The sequence below is a fragment of the Bradyrhizobium nanningense genome, from assembly GCF_004114535.1.
GTDB lineage: Bacteria > Pseudomonadota > Alphaproteobacteria > Rhizobiales > Xanthobacteraceae > Bradyrhizobium > Bradyrhizobium nanningense.
On the sequence record NZ_LBJC01000020.1, the window covers coordinates 56,138 to 77,931 of the forward strand.

At 65.5% G+C, this 21,794-nt stretch carries 21 protein-coding genes; 13 read left to right on the top strand and 8 right to left on the bottom strand.

Annotated elements, in window-relative coordinates:
- Window positions 1-51: 51 nt before the first annotated feature.
- Window positions 52-843, top strand: coding sequence for a DUF899 domain-containing protein (locus tag XH84_RS13235; protein WP_430641899.1), 792 nt, complete (start codon window positions 52-54; stop codon window positions 841-843).
- Window positions 836-1,159, top strand: coding sequence for a hypothetical protein (locus tag XH84_RS13240; RefSeq protein WP_128917314.1), 324 nt, complete (start codon window positions 836-838; stop codon window positions 1,157-1,159). The genes XH84_RS13235 and XH84_RS13240 overlap by 8 nt, the downstream gene beginning before the upstream one ends.
- A gap of 172 nt (window positions 1,160-1,331) precedes the next feature.
- Here XH84_RS13240 and XH84_RS13245 read toward each other — a convergent pair whose 3' ends face one another.
- Entirely contained in the window at window positions 1,332-1,763 is a 432-nt protein-coding gene (locus XH84_RS13245; RefSeq protein WP_128917313.1) for a c-type cytochrome, read from the bottom strand.
- Between the two features lie 102 nt (window positions 1,764-1,865).
- On the bottom strand, window positions 1,866-2,582 hold the full coding sequence (locus XH84_RS13250; protein ID WP_128917312.1) for a L,D-transpeptidase: 717 nt from the start codon (window positions 2,580-2,582) through the stop codon (window positions 1,866-1,868).
- Window positions 2,583-2,856: 274 nt separating this feature from the next.
- Between XH84_RS13250 and XH84_RS13255 the strand changes: the two genes are divergently transcribed.
- The 3 genes from XH84_RS13255 to XH84_RS13265 all read left to right on the top strand — a co-directional run bounded on the left by XH84_RS13255 (window position 2,857) and on the right by XH84_RS13265 (window position 5,415).
- Entirely contained in the window at window positions 2,857-3,909 is a 1,053-nt protein-coding gene (locus XH84_RS13255) for a glycosyltransferase family 4 protein (RefSeq protein WP_128917311.1), read from the top strand.
- A gap of 33 nt (window positions 3,910-3,942) precedes the next feature.
- Complete coding sequence (locus tag XH84_RS13260) at window positions 3,943-4,632, top strand: class I SAM-dependent methyltransferase (protein WP_128917310.1); 690 nt, start codon at window positions 3,943-3,945, stop codon at window positions 4,630-4,632.
- A gap of 123 nt (window positions 4,633-4,755) precedes the next feature.
- A complete protein-coding gene (locus XH84_RS13265; protein ID WP_128917309.1) occupies window positions 4,756-5,415 on the top strand; it encodes a hypothetical protein in 660 nt (219 codons plus the stop codon).
- Window positions 5,416-5,558: 143 nt separating this feature from the next.
- Here XH84_RS13265 and XH84_RS13270 read toward each other — a convergent pair whose 3' ends face one another.
- On the bottom strand, window positions 5,559-7,223 hold the full coding sequence (locus XH84_RS13270) for an aminotransferase class III-fold pyridoxal phosphate-dependent enzyme (RefSeq protein WP_128917308.1): 1,665 nt from the start codon (window positions 7,221-7,223) through the stop codon (window positions 5,559-5,561).
- Window positions 7,224-7,258: 35 nt separating this feature from the next.
- Between XH84_RS13270 and asd the strand changes: the two genes are divergently transcribed.
- The gene (asd, locus tag XH84_RS13275) at window positions 7,259-8,122 is read left to right on the top strand and encodes an archaetidylserine decarboxylase (protein ID WP_128917307.1); all 864 of its coding nucleotides are present in this window, start codon (window positions 7,259-7,261) and stop codon (window positions 8,120-8,122) included.
- Between the two features lie 67 nt (window positions 8,123-8,189).
- A complete protein-coding gene (locus XH84_RS13280; RefSeq protein ID WP_128917306.1) occupies window positions 8,190-8,747 on the top strand; it encodes an NUDIX hydrolase in 558 nt (185 codons plus the stop codon).
- A 301-nt stretch (window positions 8,748-9,048) separates the two neighbouring features.
- On the opposite strand, the gene XH84_RS13285 is transcribed toward XH84_RS13280, so the two are convergent.
- Complete coding sequence (locus XH84_RS13285) at window positions 9,049-10,482, bottom strand: FecR domain-containing protein (protein ID WP_164935972.1); 1,434 nt, start codon at window positions 10,480-10,482, stop codon at window positions 9,049-9,051.
- Between the two features lie 315 nt (window positions 10,483-10,797).
- The gene (locus XH84_RS13290; RefSeq protein WP_128948308.1) at window positions 10,798-11,580 is read right to left on the bottom strand and encodes a DUF2147 domain-containing protein; all 783 of its coding nucleotides are present in this window, start codon (window positions 11,578-11,580) and stop codon (window positions 10,798-10,800) included.
- A gap of 96 nt (window positions 11,581-11,676) precedes the next feature.
- On the opposite strand from XH84_RS13290, the gene XH84_RS13295 reads away from it, so the two are divergent.
- The 3 genes from XH84_RS13295 to XH84_RS13305 all read left to right on the top strand — a co-directional run bounded on the left by XH84_RS13295 (window position 11,677) and on the right by XH84_RS13305 (window position 14,113).
- Window positions 11,677-12,009, top strand: coding sequence for a DUF2147 domain-containing protein (locus tag XH84_RS13295; RefSeq protein ID WP_245471712.1), 333 nt, complete (start codon window positions 11,677-11,679; stop codon window positions 12,007-12,009).
- Window positions 12,010-12,227: 218 nt separating this feature from the next.
- Window positions 12,228-13,430 (top strand): extensin family protein, encoded by a 1,203-nt coding sequence (locus XH84_RS13300; RefSeq protein ID WP_128918529.1) that lies wholly within the window; start codon window positions 12,228-12,230, stop codon window positions 13,428-13,430.
- Window positions 13,431-13,531: 101 nt separating this feature from the next.
- A complete protein-coding gene (locus XH84_RS13305; protein WP_128918528.1) occupies window positions 13,532-14,113 on the top strand; it encodes a histidine phosphatase family protein in 582 nt (193 codons plus the stop codon).
- A gap of 42 nt (window positions 14,114-14,155) precedes the next feature.
- Here XH84_RS13305 and XH84_RS13310 read toward each other — a convergent pair whose 3' ends face one another.
- Genes XH84_RS13310 through XH84_RS13320 form a run of 3 tightly spaced genes read right to left on the bottom strand, consistent with a single transcriptional unit; the run spans window position 14,156 to window position 16,369 of the window.
- The gene (locus XH84_RS13310; RefSeq protein WP_245471713.1) at window positions 14,156-15,298 is read right to left on the bottom strand and encodes a lanthionine synthetase C family protein; all 1,143 of its coding nucleotides are present in this window, start codon (window positions 15,296-15,298) and stop codon (window positions 14,156-14,158) included.
- 47 nt (window positions 15,299-15,345) lie between these two features.
- A complete protein-coding gene (locus XH84_RS13315) occupies window positions 15,346-15,690 on the bottom strand; it encodes a DUF6665 family protein (protein ID WP_128918527.1) in 345 nt (114 codons plus the stop codon).
- Window positions 15,691-15,733: 43 nt separating this feature from the next.
- Window positions 15,734-16,369: a TetR/AcrR family transcriptional regulator gene (locus tag XH84_RS13320; RefSeq protein WP_128918526.1), complete on the bottom strand. Its 636-nt coding sequence runs from the start codon at window positions 16,367-16,369 to the stop codon at window positions 15,734-15,736.
- Between the two features lie 196 nt (window positions 16,370-16,565).
- On the opposite strand from XH84_RS13320, the gene XH84_RS13325 reads away from it, so the two are divergent.
- From XH84_RS13325 to XH84_RS13335, 3 genes are all read left to right on the top strand, one after another.
- On the top strand, window positions 16,566-17,879 hold the full coding sequence (locus XH84_RS13325) for an HlyD family secretion protein (protein ID WP_128918525.1): 1,314 nt from the start codon (window positions 16,566-16,568) through the stop codon (window positions 17,877-17,879).
- A gap of 148 nt (window positions 17,880-18,027) precedes the next feature.
- Window positions 18,028-19,614 carry a DHA2 family efflux MFS transporter permease subunit gene (locus tag XH84_RS13330; RefSeq protein WP_128918524.1) on the top strand — a complete coding sequence of 529 codons (1,587 nt, stop codon included), beginning with the start codon at window positions 18,028-18,030 and terminating at the stop codon, window positions 19,612-19,614.
- A gap of 336 nt (window positions 19,615-19,950) precedes the next feature.
- On the top strand, window positions 19,951-21,750 hold the full coding sequence (locus XH84_RS13335) for an ABC transporter ATP-binding protein (RefSeq protein WP_164936129.1): 1,800 nt from the start codon (window positions 19,951-19,953) through the stop codon (window positions 21,748-21,750).
- Window positions 21,751-21,794 lie beyond the last annotated feature (44 nt).

Here is a 21,794-nt window from a genome sequence, read left to right on the forward strand (position 1 = left end):
GTTCTGGAAGACGCAGGCCGATCGCCCATGCAGGAGATTTGGAGAGTCATGATGACATTAGCCCAAAACGAACGGAATAACGGACAGGCTGGCATGCAAACACCGCCGGTGGTGTCGCCGCAGGACTGGGAGGCAGCCCGTCAGCAACTGCTCGTGAAGGAGAAGGCGCATACCCGTGCCCGCGACGCCCTGGCCGCCGAGCGCCGGCGCATGCCGTGGATGCAAGTGACCAAAACCTATGCGTTCGAGGGGCCCGGCGGCAAGCTTAGTCTGCTCGACCTGTTCCAGGGGCGGCGGCAGCTGATCGTCTACCGTGCCTTCTTCGAGCCGGGCGTGTTCGGCTGGCCCGATCACGCCTGCCGCGGCTGCTCCATGGTGGCCGACCAGGTCGCCCACGTCGCGCATTTGAATGCCCGCGACACCACGCTGGTGTTCGCCTCGCGCGCGCCGCAGGCCGATATCATCAGGCTGAAGCAGCGGATGGGCTGGATCATGCCGTGGGTCACCGTCACCGACAGTTTCGATGCCGATTTCGGCGTGGACGAATGGCACGGCACCAACGTGTTCTACCGCGACGGTGACCGAATCTTCCGCACCTATTTCGTCAAGAGCCGCGGCGACGAGCAGATGGGCGGCACCTGGAACTACCTCGACATCACCCCGCTCGGCCGTCAGGAGGTCTGGGAGGACTCGCCCAAGGGATATCCGCAGACGCCGACCTACAAATGGTGGAACTGGCACGACAGCTACACGGAAGATGCGGCGCCCGACAAGAAGTGGGTCGAGATTTCCGAGGCCGGCGAGAAGGCCTTTCGCAAAGAGGCGGCGGAAGGACGTGACTAGTCCCGTCAGCGCAACCGCCGGCGCCGGCCGCAAGGGCGTTGTGGCCGCGCGCCACGTCGCCCGATGGCTGGCCTTGGCGGCCACGCCGACCTTCGCGACCATGGCCGTGTTGACGGCCGTGGCCGGGAGTGGGCCGGCGGACATGCTTTGCGCCGCCGGGCACGGCTCGGTGCTCGGCGGGATGGTGCCGATGTATCTCCTGATGAGCGCGTTTCATTCGGCGGCATGGCTGAGGCTGATCGCGGAGCGGCGAACTTCCGCGGGTGTGAACGCCTCGTCCTTCGAGACGCGCGCAAGGGCGCGCTCCTCGGGATGAGGCTAACTGGCATCTCGTTCATTGCCGGCAAGCATTGGTGGGAGCAAAAGGTCTTCCGTCGAGCTGCCGGAAGCCACACACTCAGCCCTCATCCTGAGGGCCCGCCTCAGGCGGGCGTCTCGAAGGATGCGCCGCGACTTCCGATGCAAGCCCAAAGCCGGCGCAGGTGCCGCTATTGCGATCCTGCCGCCTGCAAATACGCAACCACCTTTGCCGCTTCCTCCGCCGAGATGCCGCCATAGGGCTGCATCTTGTTGCCCGACACCACCTCGTCCGGCTTGACCATGAAGCGCGTGAGCTTGTCCTGGTCCCAGACGAAGCCGGCTTCCTTCATTGCGGACGAATAATTGTAGTCCGGCAGCGAGCCGGCCTTGCGCCCGACGATCTTGTTGAGGTTAGGGCCGAGACGGTTGTCGCCTTCTTTCGCCGAGTGGCAGGTGCGGCAGGAATTGTTGAAGGCCTGGTGGGCCGCCTCATCGCTCGCCGGCTGCTGTGCGAGCGAGGAGGGAGCGGACAACAGCAGCGTCAATGCTCCGGCGCCGGCGATCGCGCGCGGCCATGTGCTTGGCAAGACGAGCAGGCGTGATTGCATCTGCGCCTCCATTGGGGATCGCGCCGCAGCAAGCGCGCGCGTCGACATGTCGAGGGCAAACGAAAGCGGCCCCGGTGGGTTCCGGGGCCGTTTGCGTCACAATGTCCTGCCAATTCAGCGCGTCGCGGTTCCGAGCTCGGCGCGGCGCTCCGTCATCGGCAGCACCACGACCTTGGTGCCGACGTTGACGCGCGAATAGAGGTCGGTGACGTCGTCGTTGGTCATGCGGATGCAGCCGGAGGAGACGTGCTTGCCGATGGTCTCGGGCGCGTTGGTGCCGTGGATGCGGTAGATGGTGCCGCCGAGATACATGGCGCGGGCTCCCAACGGATTGCCGGGGCCTCCGGCCATATGGCGCGGCAGATAAGGCTGGCGGGCGATCATCTCCGGCGGAGGCGTCCAGTCCGGCCACTCTGCCTTCTTGGTCACCGACTGGATGCCGGACCAGGTGAAGCCATCGCGACCGACGCCGATGCCGTAGCGCAGCGCCTGGCCGTTACCGAGCACGTAATAGAGATAGGTGTTCGGCGTATCGATGATGATGGTGCCCGGCGCCTCGCGCGTGGCGTAGGAGACGGTCTGGCGGCGGAAGCGCGCCGGCATCTCGACCTGGTCCTGGTCCTCGGACGGCGCGGCCTGATAAGGCGTCGTCTGGTAGGGCTGATAGGGCTGCAGCGGCTGCGGCGCGGCCATCGGCGGCAGTGGCTGGAAGAACGGGAAGAGCTGCACCGGCGCGGCCTTGGCCGAACCCGAAAATGCGATTGCGGAGATCGCGACTGCGCCGAGAGCAACGGCGCGCGAAAACGTCTTGAACGTATCCCGATTGAACATGTGATCGCCCCTGTTTGCTCGGTGGTCTCGGCCACCGCGGCACCGTTTCGGTGCTCCGTTGCCTGACTTCCTAACGGCAAAACGTTTCGGGACATTTGCGCGGAAAACCGAAAACGGTTTCACGGCGGCAAGGATTGTTTCATGACAGTTTCGTGGCCGTGCCGGCCCGTTAACGAACAAAACAGCCCGCCGACACTTCTATGACGTCACACGCCTGAAATATCCTTCGTTGATGGTCGATGCCTGAGAATCATCAAACTCTCGGGATTTTCCCATGCGGGTATTAATCGCGACCGATGCCTGGCATCCGCAGGTCAACGGCGTGGTCCGGACGCTGACCTCGCTGGCGAATGCGGCGAAGGGTCTCGATGTCGAGATCGACTTCCTCACCCCGGACGGCTTTCCGTCCTGGCCGCTGCCGACCTATCCGGGCCTGCGCTTTGCGCTGCCTTCGGGACAAGAAATCGCGCGGCGGATCGAGAAGGCCGCACCTGACGCGCTGCACATCGCGACCGAAGGTCCGATCGGCTGGGCGGCGCGGGCCTATTGCCGCCGCAACCGGCTCGCCTTCACCACCTCCTACACGACGCGCTTTCCCGAATATGTCGCGGTGCGGACCGGCATCCCTGCCGCCGTCGGCTATGCCGTGCTGCGCCATTTCCATGATGCCGCCGCCATGACCATGGTGGCGACGACGTCGCTGCGGCAGGAGCTGACCGAGCGCGGCTTCAAGCGGCTCGGCTTCTGGACCCGCGGCGTCAACACCGAGCTGTTCCACCCTGACGCGCCGGCCAGGCTCGACCTGCCGCGCCCGATCTTCATGACCATGGGCCGCGTCGCGGTGGAGAAGAATCTCGAAGCGTTCCTCTCACTGGATCTGCCCGGCACCAAGGTCGTCGTCGGCGACGGTCCGCAGAAGGCGGCGCTCGAAAAGAAATATCCTGATGCCGTCTTCCTCGGCGAGAAGAAGGGCGCCGATCTCACCGCGCATCTCGCCGCCGCCGATGTGTTCGTGTTTCCGAGCCTGACCGATACGTTCGGCGTGGTGCAGCTCGAGGCGCTGGCCTGCGGCACGCCGGTTGCTGCGTTTCCGGTCACCGGCCCGAAAGACGTCATCGCCGATCATCCGATCGGTGCGATCGACCACGATCTGCGCGCCGCGTGCCTGCGCGCACTCACCATGTCGCGCGAGACCTGTCGCAATTTTGCGCTGGAGCGTTCCTGGGAGAACAGCGCGCGGCAGTTCGTCGGAAACCTCACCTCACTTCAGCCCAGCCGCGTCCTGCGCGCCTCGCCTCGCATGGCGCGGCGGCCGGTGCGCGGTTGATCTTTCATCAGAACCACAGCGAGAACCTCATCGATGGCCAAGATCATGAACCTTGACGGCACCCAGCAGCTCGACCTCACCCGCGGCACGGTCGAGCAGGCCTACGATCGTTGGGCGCCGGTCTACGATCTCGTGTTCGGCGGCGTGTTCGCCAAGGGCCGGCAGGCGGCGATCGCGGCCACCAACAAGATCGGCGGCCGTGTGCTCGAGGTCGGCGTCGGCACCGGCATCTCGCTGCCGCTCTACGCGCCGAACCTGCGCATCTTCGGCACCGACATTTCGGAAGCGATGCTCGACAAGGCGCGCCGCCGCGTCGCCGCAGGCAATCTGAAGAACGTCGAGGGTCTCGCGGTGATGGACGCCGAGAAGCTCGAATTCCCCGACAACTCCTTCGACGTCGTCATGGCGCAATATGTCGTTACCGCGGTGCCGAACCCCGAAAAGGCGCTCGACGAATTCGCCCGCGTGCTGCGCCCGGGCGGCGAGCTCATCATCCTCACCCGCGTCAGTGCCGACACCGGCATGCGCCGCTTCATCGAACAGAAGCTGCAGCCGGTGGTGCGTCCGCTCGGCTTCCGTACCGCCGAGTTCGCCTGGTCGCGTTATGCGAAGTGGCTGGCCGGCGCCCACGGCATCGAGCTCGCCGAGCGCCGTTTGATCCCGCCGCTCGGTCATTTCTCGCTGGTGCGCTTCCGTAAGGTCGACATCGCCAAGGCGGCGTGACGTCGTGCGCGGGCGTCGTGCGCCATCGCGCCGCTACGTGCCGTCACATGACAAGATGATGTTGTCACACGGCGTACATCGAATCCATTTAACCCCGTATCCGAAAGCATCTTGGGGAAGAGCATGATCAAGAATTATCTCGAGCAGCTGCGGATCCAGCGCTGGGACGACCATCGCTACTATCACCACAGCCGCATCAATCAGAGCCTGCACTTCGTCAGCGCGCTGAGCTTCCTCTTCGCCTATGTCTGGCTGTTCGTCGATCCCGTGATCTCCGCGCTGGTCGGCTGGCTGGTCTCGATGACCTCGCGCCAGGCCGGTCACTTCTTCTTCGAGCCGCATACTTACGACCACATCAACCAGGCGACGCATGAGTACAAGGAAGAGATCAAGGTCGGCTACAACCTTCAGCGCAAGGTCGTTCTGATGGCGATCTGGGCGGCCTCGCCCCTGGTGCTGTTCCTCGACCCGACGCTGTTCGGCCTGTTCTCGCCGTGGGTCAGCGCGACCGACTTCATGCGGCAGGTCGCCAAGATCTGGCTCGTGGTCGGGGGCGGCGGTCTGTTGTTCCGCACCGTGCACCTGTTCTTCATCCGCGACGTCGAGACCGGTCTCGTCTGGATGACCAAGATCCTGACCGATCCGTTCCACGATTTGATGCTCTACCGCAGTGCTCCGCTTGCCCTGATGCGCGGCGAGCTGATGGATCCCGGCCTGCACCTCAACCCCGAGCACACGCTGGGTCTCATCGGCGAGCCCACGCTCGAAGAGCAGCACGCCTGATACGGCCCCTGCCCAGATCGCGAATGTGTACGGTCTACGTCATGCCCGGGCTTGTCCCGGGCATCCACGTGTTGGAGCCATCGTGCGGAGACGCGTGGATGGCCGGGACAAGCCCGGTCATGACGGCTTCGGAGTATGGAGCATCAGTGCCCAAAACGCTTGGTCAGCATCTCTTTCAAAATCTGCCGCTTGATCTGCTTGTTGGTGAGCACGCCGTCGTGCCACCAGAAACCGTCGGCCTTCATCTTCTGCGTGGCGCGGACGAAGCGGTCGGCGACCTCTCCGAAATCGGCGTCGGTGTAGTTCAGGCTGAAGATCAATCGGCCGGTGCCGACCCAGCTCAGCGCCAGGCCTTCGGCACGCAGATAATATTGCAGCATCCAGTTGTAGCGGGAGGGCGTCGTGTATTTCACCGTCCAGATCGACGAGACGTTGGCGAACCGCACCGGCAGGTCGGCGTCTTCCATCATCCCGTTGAGCTTCTTCACGCGGCCGTTCCAGGTCTCCTCGAGGCCCTCATAGATCGCACGGAAGTTCGGGCTGGCGAGCCGGCTCAAAAACTCGTCCATCGCCGTCATGACGTAGGGATGCGAGTTGAAGGTGCCGCGGGCGAAGCAGATGTCGGCGGGACGATCGTCGCGGAAGCGGCGCATCAGCTCGCGCTTGCCGCAGACGACGCCGACCGGCAGTCCGCCGGCGAGGCTCTTGCCGTAGGTCACCATGTCGGCCTTGACGCCGAAATATTCCTGGGCGCCGCCGGCGGCGAGGCGGAAGCCGACGAAGACCTCGTCGAAGATCAGCACGATGCCACGCTCGCTGCAGACTTCGTGGAGCTTCTTCAGCCATTCCGTGTAGGCCGCGCGATCGAAATGGCCGCCGCGGGAGGAATCAACCAGCGCGGAATCGCCGGGCGCGTTGGCGTTGGGATGCAGCCCCTGCAGCGGATTGACCAGCACGCAGGCGATGTCCTTGCGCGTCTTCAGCACGTGCAGCGTCTTCTCCGACATCTCGGCGAGGGTGTAGGTCTCGTGCGCGGCAATCGGGTTGCCGACGCCGGGCTGCACGTCGCCCCACCAGCCGTGATAGGCGCCGGCGAAACGGACGAGATGCGTGCGCTTGGTATGGTAGCGCGCCAGGCGCACCGCCTGCATGACGGCCTCGGTGCCGGACATGTGGAACGAGACTTCGTCGAGGCCGGAGATCCGGCAGAGCCGCTGCACGTTCTCGAGGATGACGGGATGGTAGGGGCCGAGCACCGGGCCGAGCGCATGCGCGCGCTTCTCGGCGCCCTCGATGCATTCCTTGTAGAAGTCGTTGCCGAAGATGTTGACGCCGTAGGAGCCGGTGAGGTCGTACGACGTGTTGCCGTCGACATCCGTGACGGTGACGCCGCTGGACGATTCCACGAAGGTCGAGGTGCCCAGCTGCTCGCGGACCAGGCGCGAGAACTGGAACGGCACGCGGTAGCTCTCGGTGAAGTTCAGGTCGGAGATTTTGTCCGCGGCCTCCTTCGTCATCGCGCGGCCCTTCGGGTAGCGCTTGGCGTAGAGGGCGGCGAGACGGAAGAAGCCGTCCTTGCGCTGCGCGGCGATGTTCGCCGGCGCGCCGTCGCACGAGAAGTAGTCGTTCTCTCCAAACTCGTAGAACGGGAGCAGCTTTGCCACCCGTCGCGACATCTTGGAGTGCCCGGCCAGCGAGCGATGCTTGGCGCGGGACAATTCGACCCGCGCCTTGATCTTCGGGAGGATGGCGGCAGCAGATGCTGCGGCGGCCACGGACATCGAGAGAATCGGGAGTGTCGTTTCCATGTCAACAAGCGCTAATACTGTGAGCTGACAGATTCATGACAGTCAAAGCCCTCATCGCCTCCTTCACCCAGCAGGAAGACCTCAACTTCCTGTTGACCAACCGCATCCCCCGCGCCGCGCTGACCCGCTTCATGGGCTGGTTCTCCAAGATCGAGAACCCGCTCGTGCGGGACTTTTCGATCGCGCTGTGGAAGCTGTTCTCCGACCTCGATCTGTCGGAGGCGCGAAAAGACCATTTCAAGAGCCTGCATGACTGCTTCACCCGCGAGCTGAAGCCGGGCCTGCGGCCGTTCGATCCCGATCCTTCCGTCGTCGCCAGTCCATCGGACGGCATTGTCGGCGCGCATGGGAAGATCGCCGACACCGAGCTGTTCCAGGTCAAGGGCGCGCCCTATTCGCTGCTCGACCTCGTCGGCGATTCCGCGCTGGTCGATCAGCACCGCAACGGGAGCTTCGTCACGCTGCGGCTGACGTCGAGCATGTATCACCGCTTCCATGCGCCCTTTGATGCGCATATCGAGCGCGTCACGCTGATCCATGGCGACGTCTGGAACGTCAACCCGATCGCCTTGAAACGGGTCGAACGTCTGTTCTGCAAGAACGAGCGCGCGGTGATCCGCACGCATCTTTCGACCGGCGAGGCCGTGACGCTGGTGCCGGTCGCCGCGATCCTGGTCGCGAGCATCCGGTTGCATTTCCTCGATATGGTGCTGAACGCGCAGACGCGCGGCCCGGTCAATTTCCCCTGTGACGTCAACGTGGCCAAGGGCGAGGAGCTCGGCTGGTTCGAGCACGGCTCGACCATCATCATCCTCGCGCCCGGCGATTTCACCTTCTGCGACGGCATCGCCGAGGGTACGCGCATCCGTGCCGGCCAGGCGCTGCTCGGAAGAAAGTAGCCTTCAATCCGCCGTTCCCGCCGCCTATATCGTCGGCGGGGACGATGTGACGACGACGGATTTGGCAATGGTGCGAGCGCCGGTGATGGCGGCGGGTGGTATCGTGCTGCGGCGTGGTTCGACGCCGCTGATTGCGGTCGTGCGTCAGCGCAAGCGCAACGAATGGGTCTTGCCCAAGGGCAAGCTCGACGACGGCGAGACGCCGAAGGAAGCGGCGCACCGCGAAGTGCTGGAGGAGACCGGCCACGACGTCGCCATCCACGAATTTTTGGGCACGTTGGTCTACCAGTCCGGCGGGCGCTCGAAAGTCGTGCATTTCTGGCGGATGGAGGCCGACGGCGGTCCCGTCCGCAAGCTGACGAACGATATCAAGGCGGTCGACTGGCTCGCGCTGGACGACGCGATCGCGCGGCTGTCGCGGGAGTATGAGCGTGCGTTCCTGACCCAGACCGGCCCGATCGCGCTTGCGGCAGCAGGGCTGGCGGCGTCGCCGGAGCCGGCGCCTGCCGCTGACGACTTCGATGCAGCCTTGCAGACGCTGACACCCGCCGAAGCCGCCTCGATCGACGAGTTGCGGCACGGCCTGTTGCAAAAGGTGAAGGCCTGGCTGCGCGGCGAGGCGTGATGTCTTGCGCCGCGCTGCTCGCGCGTCTGGAGACATCCACGAGTTGATATGCCTGTGGAACCGTGGGCTCCCTCCACGTCGTCATTGCGAGCGTAGCGAAGCAATCCAGAATCTTTCCGCCGAGGGACTCCCGGATTGCTTCGCTGCGCTCCGCAATGACGGAGGAGAGAGCGGCGTGCTCGACGTTGACCCTCATGGTGAGGAGCGCGCATCGCGCGCGTCTCGAACCATGCGGCCCGACTGTGGCCTCGCCCTTCGAGACGCTTGCTTCGCAAGCTCCTCAGGGTGAGGGGCGGCACTGTCACCGCCGCTCCTTCTCCTTCGAAGCGGGCGCCGGTTTGCGCGGGGCTGCCGGGCGCTGTGCGGCCGGGAGGCGCTGCTGGAATCCGCCGGGGCGCTGCAAGCCTGGCGATTGAGCCGCGGGCGGCTGGCCGGGTTGCATGCCGGTCCGCGGCAGTTGCGGCTGTGGGCCCGGCTGCTGCGGCGGTACGACTCCTCCGGGCTGAATTCGTCCGCCGCGCGGCGGCTGGGTTTGCGGCGTGCCGTTGGGCGCTGTGCCCTGTCCCGTGCGCGGTGCACTTGGACGTCCGGCACCTTGCTGCTGACCGGGTTGCGGCTGACCCTGTCGCTGCTGGCCTCGCTGCGGCCCCTGACCCGCACGTGGGTTGCCCGGCTGCACCGCGCCGCCTTGCCGCTGCGGCTGGGCGCCTTGCCGGCCCGGCGCGCCCGGCTGCTGCTGACCCGGACGGTTGTTCTGGCCGGGCGGCCCGTCCGGTCGCTGTGGCTGCTGACCGGGTACGGTCGCCGGCCGCAATTGCTGTTGCTGCGGCGGCTGCGCCGGCCGCGGGATGCGGCTCTGCGCGGTCGGATTGGCGCGGCGGAAGTCGCGCTGCTCGGTGACGATCTGGCGGCCCGTGGTCTGCGCCAGATGGACCTGGCTGACGAAGCTGCGGTCGCGCGCGATCTGCTGCGCGGGAATCGTGATCGGCACGGCGGCGAAGCGCATGCCGCCCGCGCCAGCGGCGCCGGGCCGGATCGCAAAGCCGCTCGCGCCTTGCGTCAGCGCGCCGAGCCGCGTGCCGCTGGTGCGGTCGTCGACGTCGATGTGACCGACGCGGCCGTCGGCGTCGGGATAGAGCTTGATGTTGACGTTGCGCGCGCTGTTCGCGGCCGCGCCTTCGGGCACGTCGACGACGCCGGTGGTGCCGCGGATGCCGAGCGTCGCCGTCGGCGTCGTGATCTTCATGTTGCCGGTCTTCGCCACGGCAGCAGCAACGAAGGCGACCGTGCCCTTGCCGATGTCGAAGATTCCGGAGTTCTGCTTGCCGCCGTCCTCATAGACGTAATTGTCGATGGTGATCTTCGAACTGGCGGAGAGGTTGAACGTGGTGGCGTCGTTGAAGGTGATGCCGAGCGTGGAGTTCGACGAAGTCTGCACGATGTCGTTCAGGTAGATGTCGTCGCGCACGCGGAGCGGATAGGAGTTCTTGTCACGGATCACGGTTGCGATCCCCGTGACGGTCGCGACGTTGCCGATCGGCTCGACGGCGGTCGCTTGCGCGTCTGCCGCCGGAGCCGGCGAAGCCGAAGGCGTCGGGGAGGGGCCAGGCGCCGGCTCTGCCTGCGGCTGCGCCTGCGCGATCTCGATTGCATCGGATGCATACACCACGCTGCTGCCTGCCAGCGGTAATGCCAGCAGCGCAAGCGCGAACACGAAGCGGCGCCAAGCCAGCATAGATGTCACGAGGAAGTCCCGGTGAGAACGCGAGGCGAGATCGGCCGATTTCAGCCGGGGAGACCTGAATGGCGGATGAACGTGTGTCGCATGCGCTGGGCGAACGTCAGAGGCTAGGCGACGCTAGCGAATTGGGCTCGAATATCTCTACGCCGTCATGGCCGGGCTTGTCCCGGCCATCCACGCCTTGTTTTGCGTCACTAAGAACGTGGATGCCCGGGCCTTCGCCTCGCCGAAGCGGCTTCGGCCGCGCAAGCGGGACAAGCCCGGGCATGACGAAGAGTTGTGGGTATCGTTGGGTTGACGCTCCGCCCTTCAGCTCACCCGCTTCCAGGTCTGGCCGCCGCAGAACATGCCGCCGAAGGCGCAGCCCTGCACGCGCATCGCATTCGGACCCTTCATCGCGATGGTCGAGTCGTAATTACGGCCCGAGTTGGGATCGTGGATGCGGCCGGTCCACTTCGCGCCCTCGGGCTTCATGTTGATCAGGATGCGCTCGTTGGTCTTCTCGGCGTAGCCGCAGAGATCGGCGCCGCACTGCTCGACGCGGACATTGCCCTTGCCTTCTTCGGTCGCCCACACGCCGATCGGCGAGTTCGGCGTGGCCACAGGCGCGGCGGCCACTGGAGCCGGAGCGGGCGCGGGAGCAACCGCGACTGGCGCGGGTGCAGGGGCGGGAGCCGCAACCGGTGGGGGCTGCGTCGTCGTATCGACGGACGGCGCGGCGGCAACCGTCGCGGCCGGGGCGGGAGCGGCAGGCGCGGCCGGTGCGGTCGCCTGAAGCGGCGCCTGCTGCACGGGCTGCTGCTGCACCGGAGGCGGCGCGGGCTGCGCGGTCGTGGCCGGAGCCGGCGTGGTGTCGACGTCATCATCCTTGGAGCCGCCGAGGCCCTTGAGATTGATGTTGTTCAGCTTGATCGGCTTGTCCGACAGGCCCGGCGCGACGATGGTCACGCAATTAAGCGAGGCGCAGTTGCGCGGCGTCTCGATGCGGATGTGCTGGCCCTCGATCTGGAACGAGATCGAATTGCCGCCGGCATCGGCGGCGGCGGTCGACGCCAGGAAGAGCGCGGTGGCGGCGATGGCGAGCTTGTTCATGACAACCTCCGAAATGGCGTGGTCCCGATATGGACTGAAGTCGCTGGTCGATGACGCGCGGTTCGATCCTATGCCGGACCGGCCGGGCGTTCTGTGATGAACGTCACAACGCTGGCGCGCTGTCTGGGCGAGGCAGCCGGCGAGAGCGTGGTGGTCAACATGAAGCCGAAATCGCACGACGCCTGGACCGGCAGCATCTACAGCCGCTCCAGTGGCAACACCTATTGCGCGACGGTGACGCTGAAGAGCTTCGGCAGGCTTCAGGTCGAGGCCTGCGCGCTTGGCCGCTTCTGGTGCTCGGGCAACGACTGGACGCGGATCGAGGCACCGCGCGAGGGGAGAAGGGCGGGCCCGTGTGGTCGACTGCTGCCGTCTAGATCATGCCGAGCACGATGGCGCCGACGAAGGCCATGGCGAGGTAGGCGGTGACTACGCTCAGTCTCCCGGCGAACGTCATGAGGTCGCTCCCTCCACGCGCGCCAGTTTGCGCGCGAGCATCATAGTTAACAGAGAGACTCGTCGTGAAAAAGTCAGCCCTGCTGTCGCTCAGTTCTGCCTGGGTTCGGCAGGCGCGCGCCTACATGGTTAAAGATCGGTGAAATCAACGTGTTGAAGAGTCTTTAAGTAAATTCACCGAACCTGCGTGCATGACGCGCGGAGTTCGTTTGTATCTCGTCGGCTCCATCGTCCTTGTTTCGCTAGCGGGTTGCGGACGCGGCTTCTTCCAGGCCGAACGCGAACCGTGGCGGGCCGAGGCGGAAGCCGCATGCCTGAAATCGGGCGCGGTGAAAGAGGGGCCGGATCTCGTCCGGATCGACCCGATCTCCGGGCCCGGCATGTGCGGCGCCGAGTTTCCGCTGAAGGTCGCGGCCCTCGGCGAAGCCTCGGGCAGCTACGGCTTTGCCGATGAGGAGCTGCGGCCGCCCGGCAGCATCGGCGGCCAGCCGCGTTGGCCGGTGGCGCAGCGGCCGAATTATCCGCAGAGCCAGAATTATCCGGCGTCGTCCACTCCGCAACGGCCGAACTATCCCGAAAGCACGGTGGCCCAACCCGCCGGCTATGGTGCTTCGTCCGGGCCGATGTCGCTGAACGCGCCCGGCGTGGCGGCGCAGGAGGACGAGATCGACCTGCCGCCCGATGGCACCGACGCCGCAGGCGCGGCGCGCTACATGAATGCGCCGAGCTATCCGGCCCGGCCGGCGCCTTACTCGCAGGCGCCTGCGCAGCAACCGCTGCCGCGCCTCGGCCCCGCGCAGGGCAATCCCGTCACGGCGGTCGGTCCGGTCGCGATCAAGCCGACCGCGACGCTCGCCTGTCCGATCGTATCCGAGCTCGATCGCTGGCTCGCCGACACCGTGCAGCCTTCGGCGATGCGCTGGTTCGGCGTCCGCGTCGCCGAGATCAAGCAGATCTCCGCCTATTCCTGCCGCGGCATGAACGGCAATCCGCATTCTCATATCTCCGAGCACGCCTTCGGCAACGCGCTCGATGTTGCCGCGTTCGTGCTCGCCGACGGACGCCGCGTCACCGTGAAGGACGGCTGGCGCGGCATGCCGGAGGAGCAGGGGTTCCTGCGCGACGTGCAATCGGGCGCCTGCGCGCATTTCACGACGGTGCTCGCGCCGGGGTCGAACGTCTATCACTACGATCACATCCACGTCGATCTGATGCGCCGCGCCAGCCGCCGCCTGATCTGCCAGCCTGCCGCCGTCTCCGGCGAAGAGGTCGCTGCGCGTGCGCAGTCGCGCAGCCCCTATGCCAATGCGCGCGATCCGTCCGTCACCGGTTCGCTCGGCGCGCGCAAGAGCATGGCGCGCAAGCGCGAGGAAGACGACTACGCCGACGATTGAGCGGACGCGATTTGCCTTGTAGCCTGGATGAGCGCAGCGATATCCGGGACACGGTATTCCCGCATATCGCTGCGCTCATGCGGGCTACGATCTCAATCAAAATGTCCATCGTCCGCTATCTCACCCATCCGCAGGTGCAAATCGACCCCTCAGTACCGGTGCCGCAATGGGGCCTCAGTCCGGTCGGACGCGCACGAACTGAAGCGCTGGCGAACGCGGGCTGGCTCGCGAACACCACGCAGATCGTCGCGAGCAGCGAACGCAAGGCGATCGAGACCGCCGAGATCATCGCCGCCAAGCTCGGTGTCATGATCGAGACCCGCGAGGCCATGCACGAGAACGACCGCTCGGCGACCGGCTTCCTGAAGCCGGCCGAGTTCGAGCAGGTTGCCGATCAGTTCTTCGCCGAGCCCCATCTCAGCGTCCGCGGCTGGGAGCGCGGCGTAGATGCGCAATCGCGTATCGTGCGTGAGGCGGAAGCGGTGCTGTCGCGCAACCGTGCGGGCGACGTGCTTTTCGTCGGTCACGGCGCCGTCGGCACGCTGCTGTTCTGCCATTATTCCGGCCATCCCATCGATCGTGCCTACGATCAGCCGGCGGGCGGCGGCCACGTGTTCGCGTTCGCGCGCGAGACGCGCCAGATCCTGCATGGCTGGCGAAGACTGGAAGAGCTGACGCGGTAGCTCCGCGGAGCTAGAGCCGTATCTTGAGGTCGGCCTCGCAGATCAAAACACGTCGATTGTCGGGAAGCGCGGCTCTCCGGTGATGCAATCCCAAAGGTAGATCGCGAGGCCGACGTCGCCGGTCCAGAGCGAATAGCGTCCGCGGCCAACGGCGGCCTTGGTGCCGCGATACTGGACAATAGCCGTCATGGCGAATTGGCGTGCGCGATCGAGCCAGACCGGATCGCTCGTGCGGCGGTAAAGCTTGAGGAAGGCGTAGCCGTTCCCGCCAGTACCGTGGCATAGGTTCGAACCCTTGGTCAGCGGTCTGGCGGCCCAGGTGAACCGGCCGCCATCCAGGAGAAGTCCATCAAAGTCAGGTGTCGCAAACGGCGCGTCGGCAAATGTCGTCACCATGCCGGGAGCGCCGTGACAGTGTTGACACAAGGTCGGTGGCGTCCCGCGCTTGCTTCTCGCACCCCAATTCGTTCCGAGCTCAGACGGCCACGCATTCGCCGCTAGGGTCTTCGGCACGATATCGGCCACTTGCGCCTGCTGTGCCGGCGTCAACCAGTCCCATCCACGCAGCAACGGGATGATGTTGCCGGCGAAGCCATGCACTGGCCCGAGCCAGCGGTCCTTGGCGCCGTAGAGATCCTGGGTCCAGAGCAGGCCTTGCGACGCCTCCTCCAGATCATCCAGTAGCCGGGCTGCTTGCAATTCGAACAGGCCGCGCCATCGCGGCTCGCGCGTCATCTCGGTCATCTGGATCGCCGCCAGCATGGACCCGGGCATGCCCCACATCAGTTCACGGATGGGCAGCCTGCTATTGGCTTCGGCGCGCAGATAGACGAGATCGGCCAAGGCTGGCGTCGGATCAAGGCGCATGGCGAGAAGTGCGGCGCCCATGTCACCAAACAGCAGCGAGCCGTGTTTGGCGTAGCCGGCCGGCGCATTACTCTCGAACCTGGCGGTCGTCAGTTCGAGTAGTTTCGGCAGTACCGGGCGAAAGTCTTGTGCGACCAGGCTGGCGCCGACACGACGCAAATAATCGAGCGCCCAGATGACGCCTGCCGCGCCAAAGTAGAAGCTGGGGTTGCCGTCGCCCACCCCGTCGTCGCCGGGGTGACCGGGCCAAAACGCTTCGGGATCGAAATCCGCGACGGCGTCGGCGACGATGTCCGCGATCGCGGTGCGGACAGCCAACTCGCTTCAGGCGTCCTGCACAAGCGCGCGATGGCGTCCAAGCGTGATCATGATTTGGGTTTGGCGATGCCCGTTGACGGCGCCAGCCCCATGCAGCGCTGCACCTCCCCCGGGACATTGTAAGTGCGCATGATGTGACGGCTGTCGCGCAAGCCGGTCGCTTCACGCTGCACCACGAACATCCAGAGAGCCTCGCCGGCTTCCAACACCAGCTTGCGCCTGGTCGGCTGCATCGAGGTTACAGTTCCCGTCGTGGCGTGGGCAGCGTCAAACTCGCGCAACCGCACCAGTGCCTGTTCGAGTGTGCGCCCCATCCGCCCAAGCGCCGAGGCCTGTTCCTGGACGATCTCGTAATGGAGAATATCGACAGGCGGGCGAAGATCACGGGACATGGGCGCAATATAGTGCGGCCGGCCCGGCCTGCGCAACGCGCGGCTACTTCGCCTGATACGCCGCCAGGAACATCCGCGTCGCGCTGTCGACCACCTCGGTCATGCGCTGTTCCGACGGTGCGGGGGCGGCCTGGAAAACGAAAGGCAGGAAGAGCGAGGCCTTGCAAAGCTCCATGAACTGGGAGGCCGCAAGATCGCAATCGTCGATTCTGAGATCGCCGGAGGCGACGCGGGCGTCGAGATAACCGGAGAGCCGGTTGATGCTCTTGTCCAGCACGCGCGCATAATAGCGGCGGCCGACATCGGGCATGCGCTCGGCGATCGCCATCACGGTACGGATCGCCGATCCGCCTCCGGGACGGCAGAGCAAGTGGATGTAGGCCCGGCCGAACTCCTTCAGCGTGGTCTCGGCATCGCGCGCGGGATCGAAATTGAACACGACCTGGCCGTGCTGGAGCGCCTCCTGCTCGAGGATCGCTTCGAACAGTGCGGATTTGTCGGCGAAGTAGACGTAGAGCGTGCCCTTGGAGACCTGCGCCGCGCGCGCGATCTCGCCCATGCTGGCGCCGTCGAAGCCGAGATCCATGAACACCTTGCGGGCACCGTCCAGGATCTGGCGACGTTTGGAGCCGTCCTCCTCTTGGACGACGTGCAGATGGTCGCTGGCAGCTACAACCATTGGTTCAGGGTCTCGGAAGGTTTTTGAGTCGGGTCCTGCGGCCATGAAACCCGAATAAAGGATTAGTCAGTAAGGATCCGGCCGGGAATATTATGTATATTGACCGAACCGTTCGGTCAATGGTATTTAGATCAGAGAGCGGAGAGCGCGCCATTTGCGTGCCGTCTCCTGATCGCGCTTTTTTGGGGAGGCCTTGATGGCCGTATCGAGAGATCAGGCCGCGCGCGTCCTTCGCCAGGAAGCGGTGGAGGAGCACGCGGGCGATGCGGCTGCGGCCGAGACCTCTGGTCCCCTTGCCGAGCAGTTGCGCGTCCAAATGGTCGAAGAAGCCAAGCGCCGCAGCAGCGAGGCGCCGGAGAAGCCCGTGACCGACAAGCCGGCGGCACCTGCGCCGGACGCACCCGCTGCCAGCGCTCCCAAATCCGGCAAGCGCAGGTTCGTCCTGATGGGCGTCGGCCTGATGCTCGCGCTCGCGGCCGCGAGCTATGCCGGCTATTACACCCTGGTCGGCCGCTTCTACATCTCCACCGATGACGCCTATGTCCGCGCCAACAACACCATGCTGGGCGCGCGTGTTGCCGGCCACATCTCCTCGATCCTCGCCGGCGACAACGCGACGGTGCGCGCCGGCGACGTCGTCCTGCGCATCGATGACGGTGACTACAAGATCGCGGTCGATGCCGCCGCCACGAAGATTGCGACCCAGCAGGCCACCATCGACCGCATCGGCCGCCAGGTCGCAGCGCTCGACAGCCAGGTCGTGCAGGCCAAAGCCCAGCTTGTCTCGGCCGAAGCCGGCCTCAAGCGCGCCGATCTCGATTACGAGCGCCAGCAGGCGCTGAGCAGCAAGGGGTTCGCCTCGCGCGCCACCTTCGAGAGCTCGGAAGCCGGACGCGACCAGGGCGCCGCCGCGGTCAAGGCCGCGCAGGCCGCTTACGACGTCGCCGTCAGCAATGTCGATGTCGCCAAGGCGCAGCAGGCCGAAGCGCAGGCCCAGCTCGCCGAGCTCAAGACCGCGCTCGCCAAGGCGGAACGTGATCTCGGCTTCACCGCGGTGCGCGCGCCGGTCGACGGCACATTCTCCAATCGCCTGGTCAACACCGGCGACTTCGTCGCGGTCGGCCAGCGCCTCGGCAATATCGTGCCGCTGGACGCCGTCTATATCGACGCCAATTTCAAGGAAACGCAGCTCAAGCGCATCCGTCCCGGCCAGCCGGTGACGATCAAGGTCGACGCCTACGGCATGCGCAAGTTCTCCGGCGTGGTCGACAGCATCGCGGCGGGCGCGGGCTCGGTGTTCACGCTGCTGCCGCCCGACAACGCCACCGGCAACTTCACCAAGATCGTGCAGCGCGTGCCGGTCCGCATCCGCGTGCCGAAGTCGGTGGCGAAGCAGAACCTGCTCCGCGCCGGCATGTCGGTCTATGCGACCGTCGACACCAACAAGGGCGCCGCCGACGCCGACAGCGAGGTCGACCTCGACGATCCCACCGCGATCCACCCGCAGTAGGTGCGGTGATATGAGTTGCGCTGCAGCCGCAAATGCAGGTGCGCTCCCTCTCCCGCTTGCGGGAGAGGGCCGGGGCCTTCGGCGCGACCTCTCCCGCAAGCGGGAGAGGTGTACCCAACTCGCAGCGTGCTCTAATCCGAGCTGAGACATGGCCAACGCCACCACCGCTTCACCTGCCATGATGGCGGCGCCGGCTTCGGAGCGCATCGCGCCGAAGCGGCTGTTCGCCTTCATCATCATGGTGTTCGGGATGTTCATGTCGATCCTGGACATCCAAATCGTCTCGGCGTCCTTGAGCGAGATCCAGGCCGGCCTGTCGGCAAGCTCCAGCGAAGTCTCCTGGGTCCAGACCGCCTATCTGATCGCCGAGGTGATCGCGATTCCGCTGTCGGGATTCCTGTCGCGCGCCTTCGGCACGCGGCTGTTGTTCGCGATCTCGGCGGCCGGCTTCACCGCCTCGAGCCTGCTCTGCGGCTTTGCCACCACCATCGAGGAGATGATCCTTTGGCGCGCGCTGCAGGGATTCCTGGGCGCGGGCATGATCCCGACGGTGTTCGCCTCGGCCTATACCGTGTTCCCGCGCACGAAATTCCACATCGTCGGCCCCATCATCGGGCTGGTCGCGACCCTCGCACCCACGATCGGGCCGACGGTCGGCGGCTACATCACCGACCTGATGTCGTGGAACTGGCTGTTCTTCATCAACGTCGTGCCCGGCATCGGCATCACCGTCGGCGTGCTGGCGCTGGTCGATTTCGACGAGCCGCATTTCGAGCTGCTCGACCGCTTCGACTGGTGGGGCCTGTTGTTCATGGCCGGTTTCCTCGGCACGCTGGAATATGTGCTGGAGGAGGGGCCGCAATACGAATGGCTGCAGGACACCTCGGTGGCGATCTGCGCCTGGATCTGCGCGCTCTCGGCGATCGCCTTCTTCTGGCGGGTCTTCGCGGCGGCCGAGCCGATCGTCAATTTGCGCACCTTTTCCGACCGCAATTTCGCCGTGGGCTGCACGCTGCAGTTCTGCATCGGCATCGGGCTCTATGGCCTGACCTACATCTATCCGCGCTATCTCGCCGAGGTGCGCGGTTACAGCGCGCTAATGATCGGCGACACCATGTTCGTCTCCGGCATCACCATGTTCCTGGTGGCGCCGCTGGTCGGCCGGCTCATGGCGAAGCTCGACATGCGCTACATGATCGCATTCGGTCTCGTCGTGTTCGCGCTCGGCTCGTACCAGATGACCTGGATGACGCGGGACTATGATTTCTATGAATTGCTGGTGCCGCAAATCCTGCGCGGCATCGGCATGATGTTCGCGATGGTCCCGACCAACAACGTCGCACTCGGAACGCTGGCGCCCGACAAGGTGAAGAACGCGAGCGGCGTGTTCAACCTGATGCGCAATCTCGGCGGCGCGCTCGGCCTCGCCGTCATCAACACCGTGCTCAACGACCGCACCGACCTTCACATCAGCCGCCTGCAGGAGCGCGTGACCTGGGGCAACGCGACCGCCACCGAAACCCTGAGCACGTTCATGCAGAAATTTCAGGGACTTGGCGATTCCACGCTGATGGCCATGAAGCAGCTTTCCCAGCTGGTTCATCGCCAGGCCGTGGTGATGAGCTTTGGCGATGCCTTCTTCATCCTGACGCTGTTCTATCTCTCTCTCAGCTTCCTGGTGGTGCTGCTGAACAGGCCGCCGTCGCCGTTCGGTGCTGGTGGCGACGCGCACTAATTTGCAACACTGGTCCGTGATCTCGCGCGAGCCCCGTTGCAAAGCGCGAGCGATGCATCTATAAAGCGCACCTCATTCAATCGAACCGGGAGGGATTTGCATGATTTCGTCGCATTCGCAGATCGTACGCCCGCGCTCGATGGTGTTCTGGCTCGGTATGTACGCGGCCTGTTAGAGGCCTCTTCCGCCAGCTTCGATTGGGCCAAGGTTTCGACCAGGGGTCCCGATCGCTCCGCTTCCCAAGTCAAAGTCAGTTTTGAGTGACGCCGTTCCGGCCCTCCTGGCCGGCCTGCGTCCATCGATGGAGCCGGCCCGCGCGTGCGGCCGGATGATGTCATGACCGCTCTGTCCAAGAAACCCGCCGCGATTCGCGTGGTGCTCCCCTTCGTGTTCCGGCACTGGCTGAAGCAGCCGGGGCGCGGCCTCATTGTGGCCGGCGGCCTTTTGGGTGCGACCATTGCCGATTTGTTCATGCCGGTGTTCTCGGGACATTTGGTCGACGCGTTGACGCGCGGCCCGTCCGATCTCGACGCGCGCCACGCGGCGCTGACGGCATTCGGCGCCATCGTGGCGCTGGGCGCGGCCTCGATGGTGCTGCGGCTCATCGGCCTTCAGGCGATCGTGCCGTTCACGCTGAAGATCATGTCTGACTTGGCACAGGATGCTTTCCTGCGCGTGCAGCGCTTCTCGACCGACTGGCACGCCAATTCCTTCGCCGGCTCCACGGTGCGCAAGATCACCCGCGGCATGTGGGCGGTCGATCTGTTGAACGACACCATCCTGCTGGCGCTGCTGCCTTCGCTGGTCGTGCTGATCGGATCGATGATCCTGCTCGGCGTGCACTGGGCTTCGCTCGGCGCGGTGATCGCGCTCGGCGCGCTTGTCTATGTCACGATGACGGTGCTGTTCTCGACCCGCTACATCGCGCCGGCCGCGCGCGTCTCCAATGCCTGGGACACCAAGGTCGGCGGCACGCTGGCGGATGCGTTGACCTGCAATGCGGTGGTGAAATCCTTCGGCGCCGAAGCGCGCGAAGACGCGCGGCTCGCCCGCGTCATCGGCCGCTGGCGGGTGCGGGTGCGGCGGACCTGGTTTCGCTACAACTACACCGCCATGGCGCAGCTCTCGCTGTTGCTGGCCTTGCGCGCCTCCGTGATCGGCGGCTCGGTGCTGCTGTGGATGTCCGGGCATGCCTCGCCCGGCGACGTCACCTATGTGCTGACGAGCTATTACATCATCCACGCCTATTTGCGCGACGTCGGCATGCACATCAACAACCTGCAGCGCTCGGTCAACGACATGGAGGAATTGGTGGCGATCCATGACGAGCCGATCGGGATTGCGGATGCGTCCGATGCGCGGCCGATAGCGATCGAGGGCGGCGAGATCGTGTTCGACGACGTCACGTTCCACTATGGCGGCCATCGCGCGCCGCTGTACGACGGCTTGTCGGTCAGGATCCGCGCCGGCGAACGCGTTGGCCTCGTCGGCCGTTCCGGCTCCGGCAAGACCACCTTCGTCAAGCTGGTGCAGCGGCTCTACGACGTCAGCGGCGGTCGCGTGCTGATCGACGGGCAGGACATCGCGCACGCCACGCAGCAATCGCTGCGCAGCCAGGTCGCGATCGTGCAGCAGGACCCGATCCTGTTTCACCGCTCGCTTGCCGAGAACATCGCCTATGGCCGGCCCGGCGCCAGCCTGGAGGCGATCGAGCAGGCGGCACGGCTTGCCAACGCGCACGACTTCATCCTGCGCCTGCCGAAGGGCTACGGCACGCTGGTCGGCGAGCGCGGCGTGAAATTGTCGGGCGGCGAGCGGCAGCGCGTGGCGCTGGCGCGTGCGTTCCTGGCGGACGCGCCGGTGCTGATCCTGGACGAGGCGACCTCGAGCCTGGATTCGGAATCGGAGGCGCTGATCCAGCAGGCGATGGAGCGGTTGATGAAGGGCCGCACCTCGATCGTGATTGCGCACCGGCTGTCGACGGTGAGGAGCCTCGATCGAATCCTGGTGTTCGACCGCGGTGAGATCGTCGAGCAGGGCACGCATGCTCTGCTGGCGGGCAAGCCGGGCGGCATCTATCGCGGCCTGTTCGAGCGCCAGGTGGTGGAGCTCGGGCATATCGTGGCAGCGGAATGAGGCACGCGGCAGCGGGGCGAACGTCCCGCTGTCACGCCGCCAAG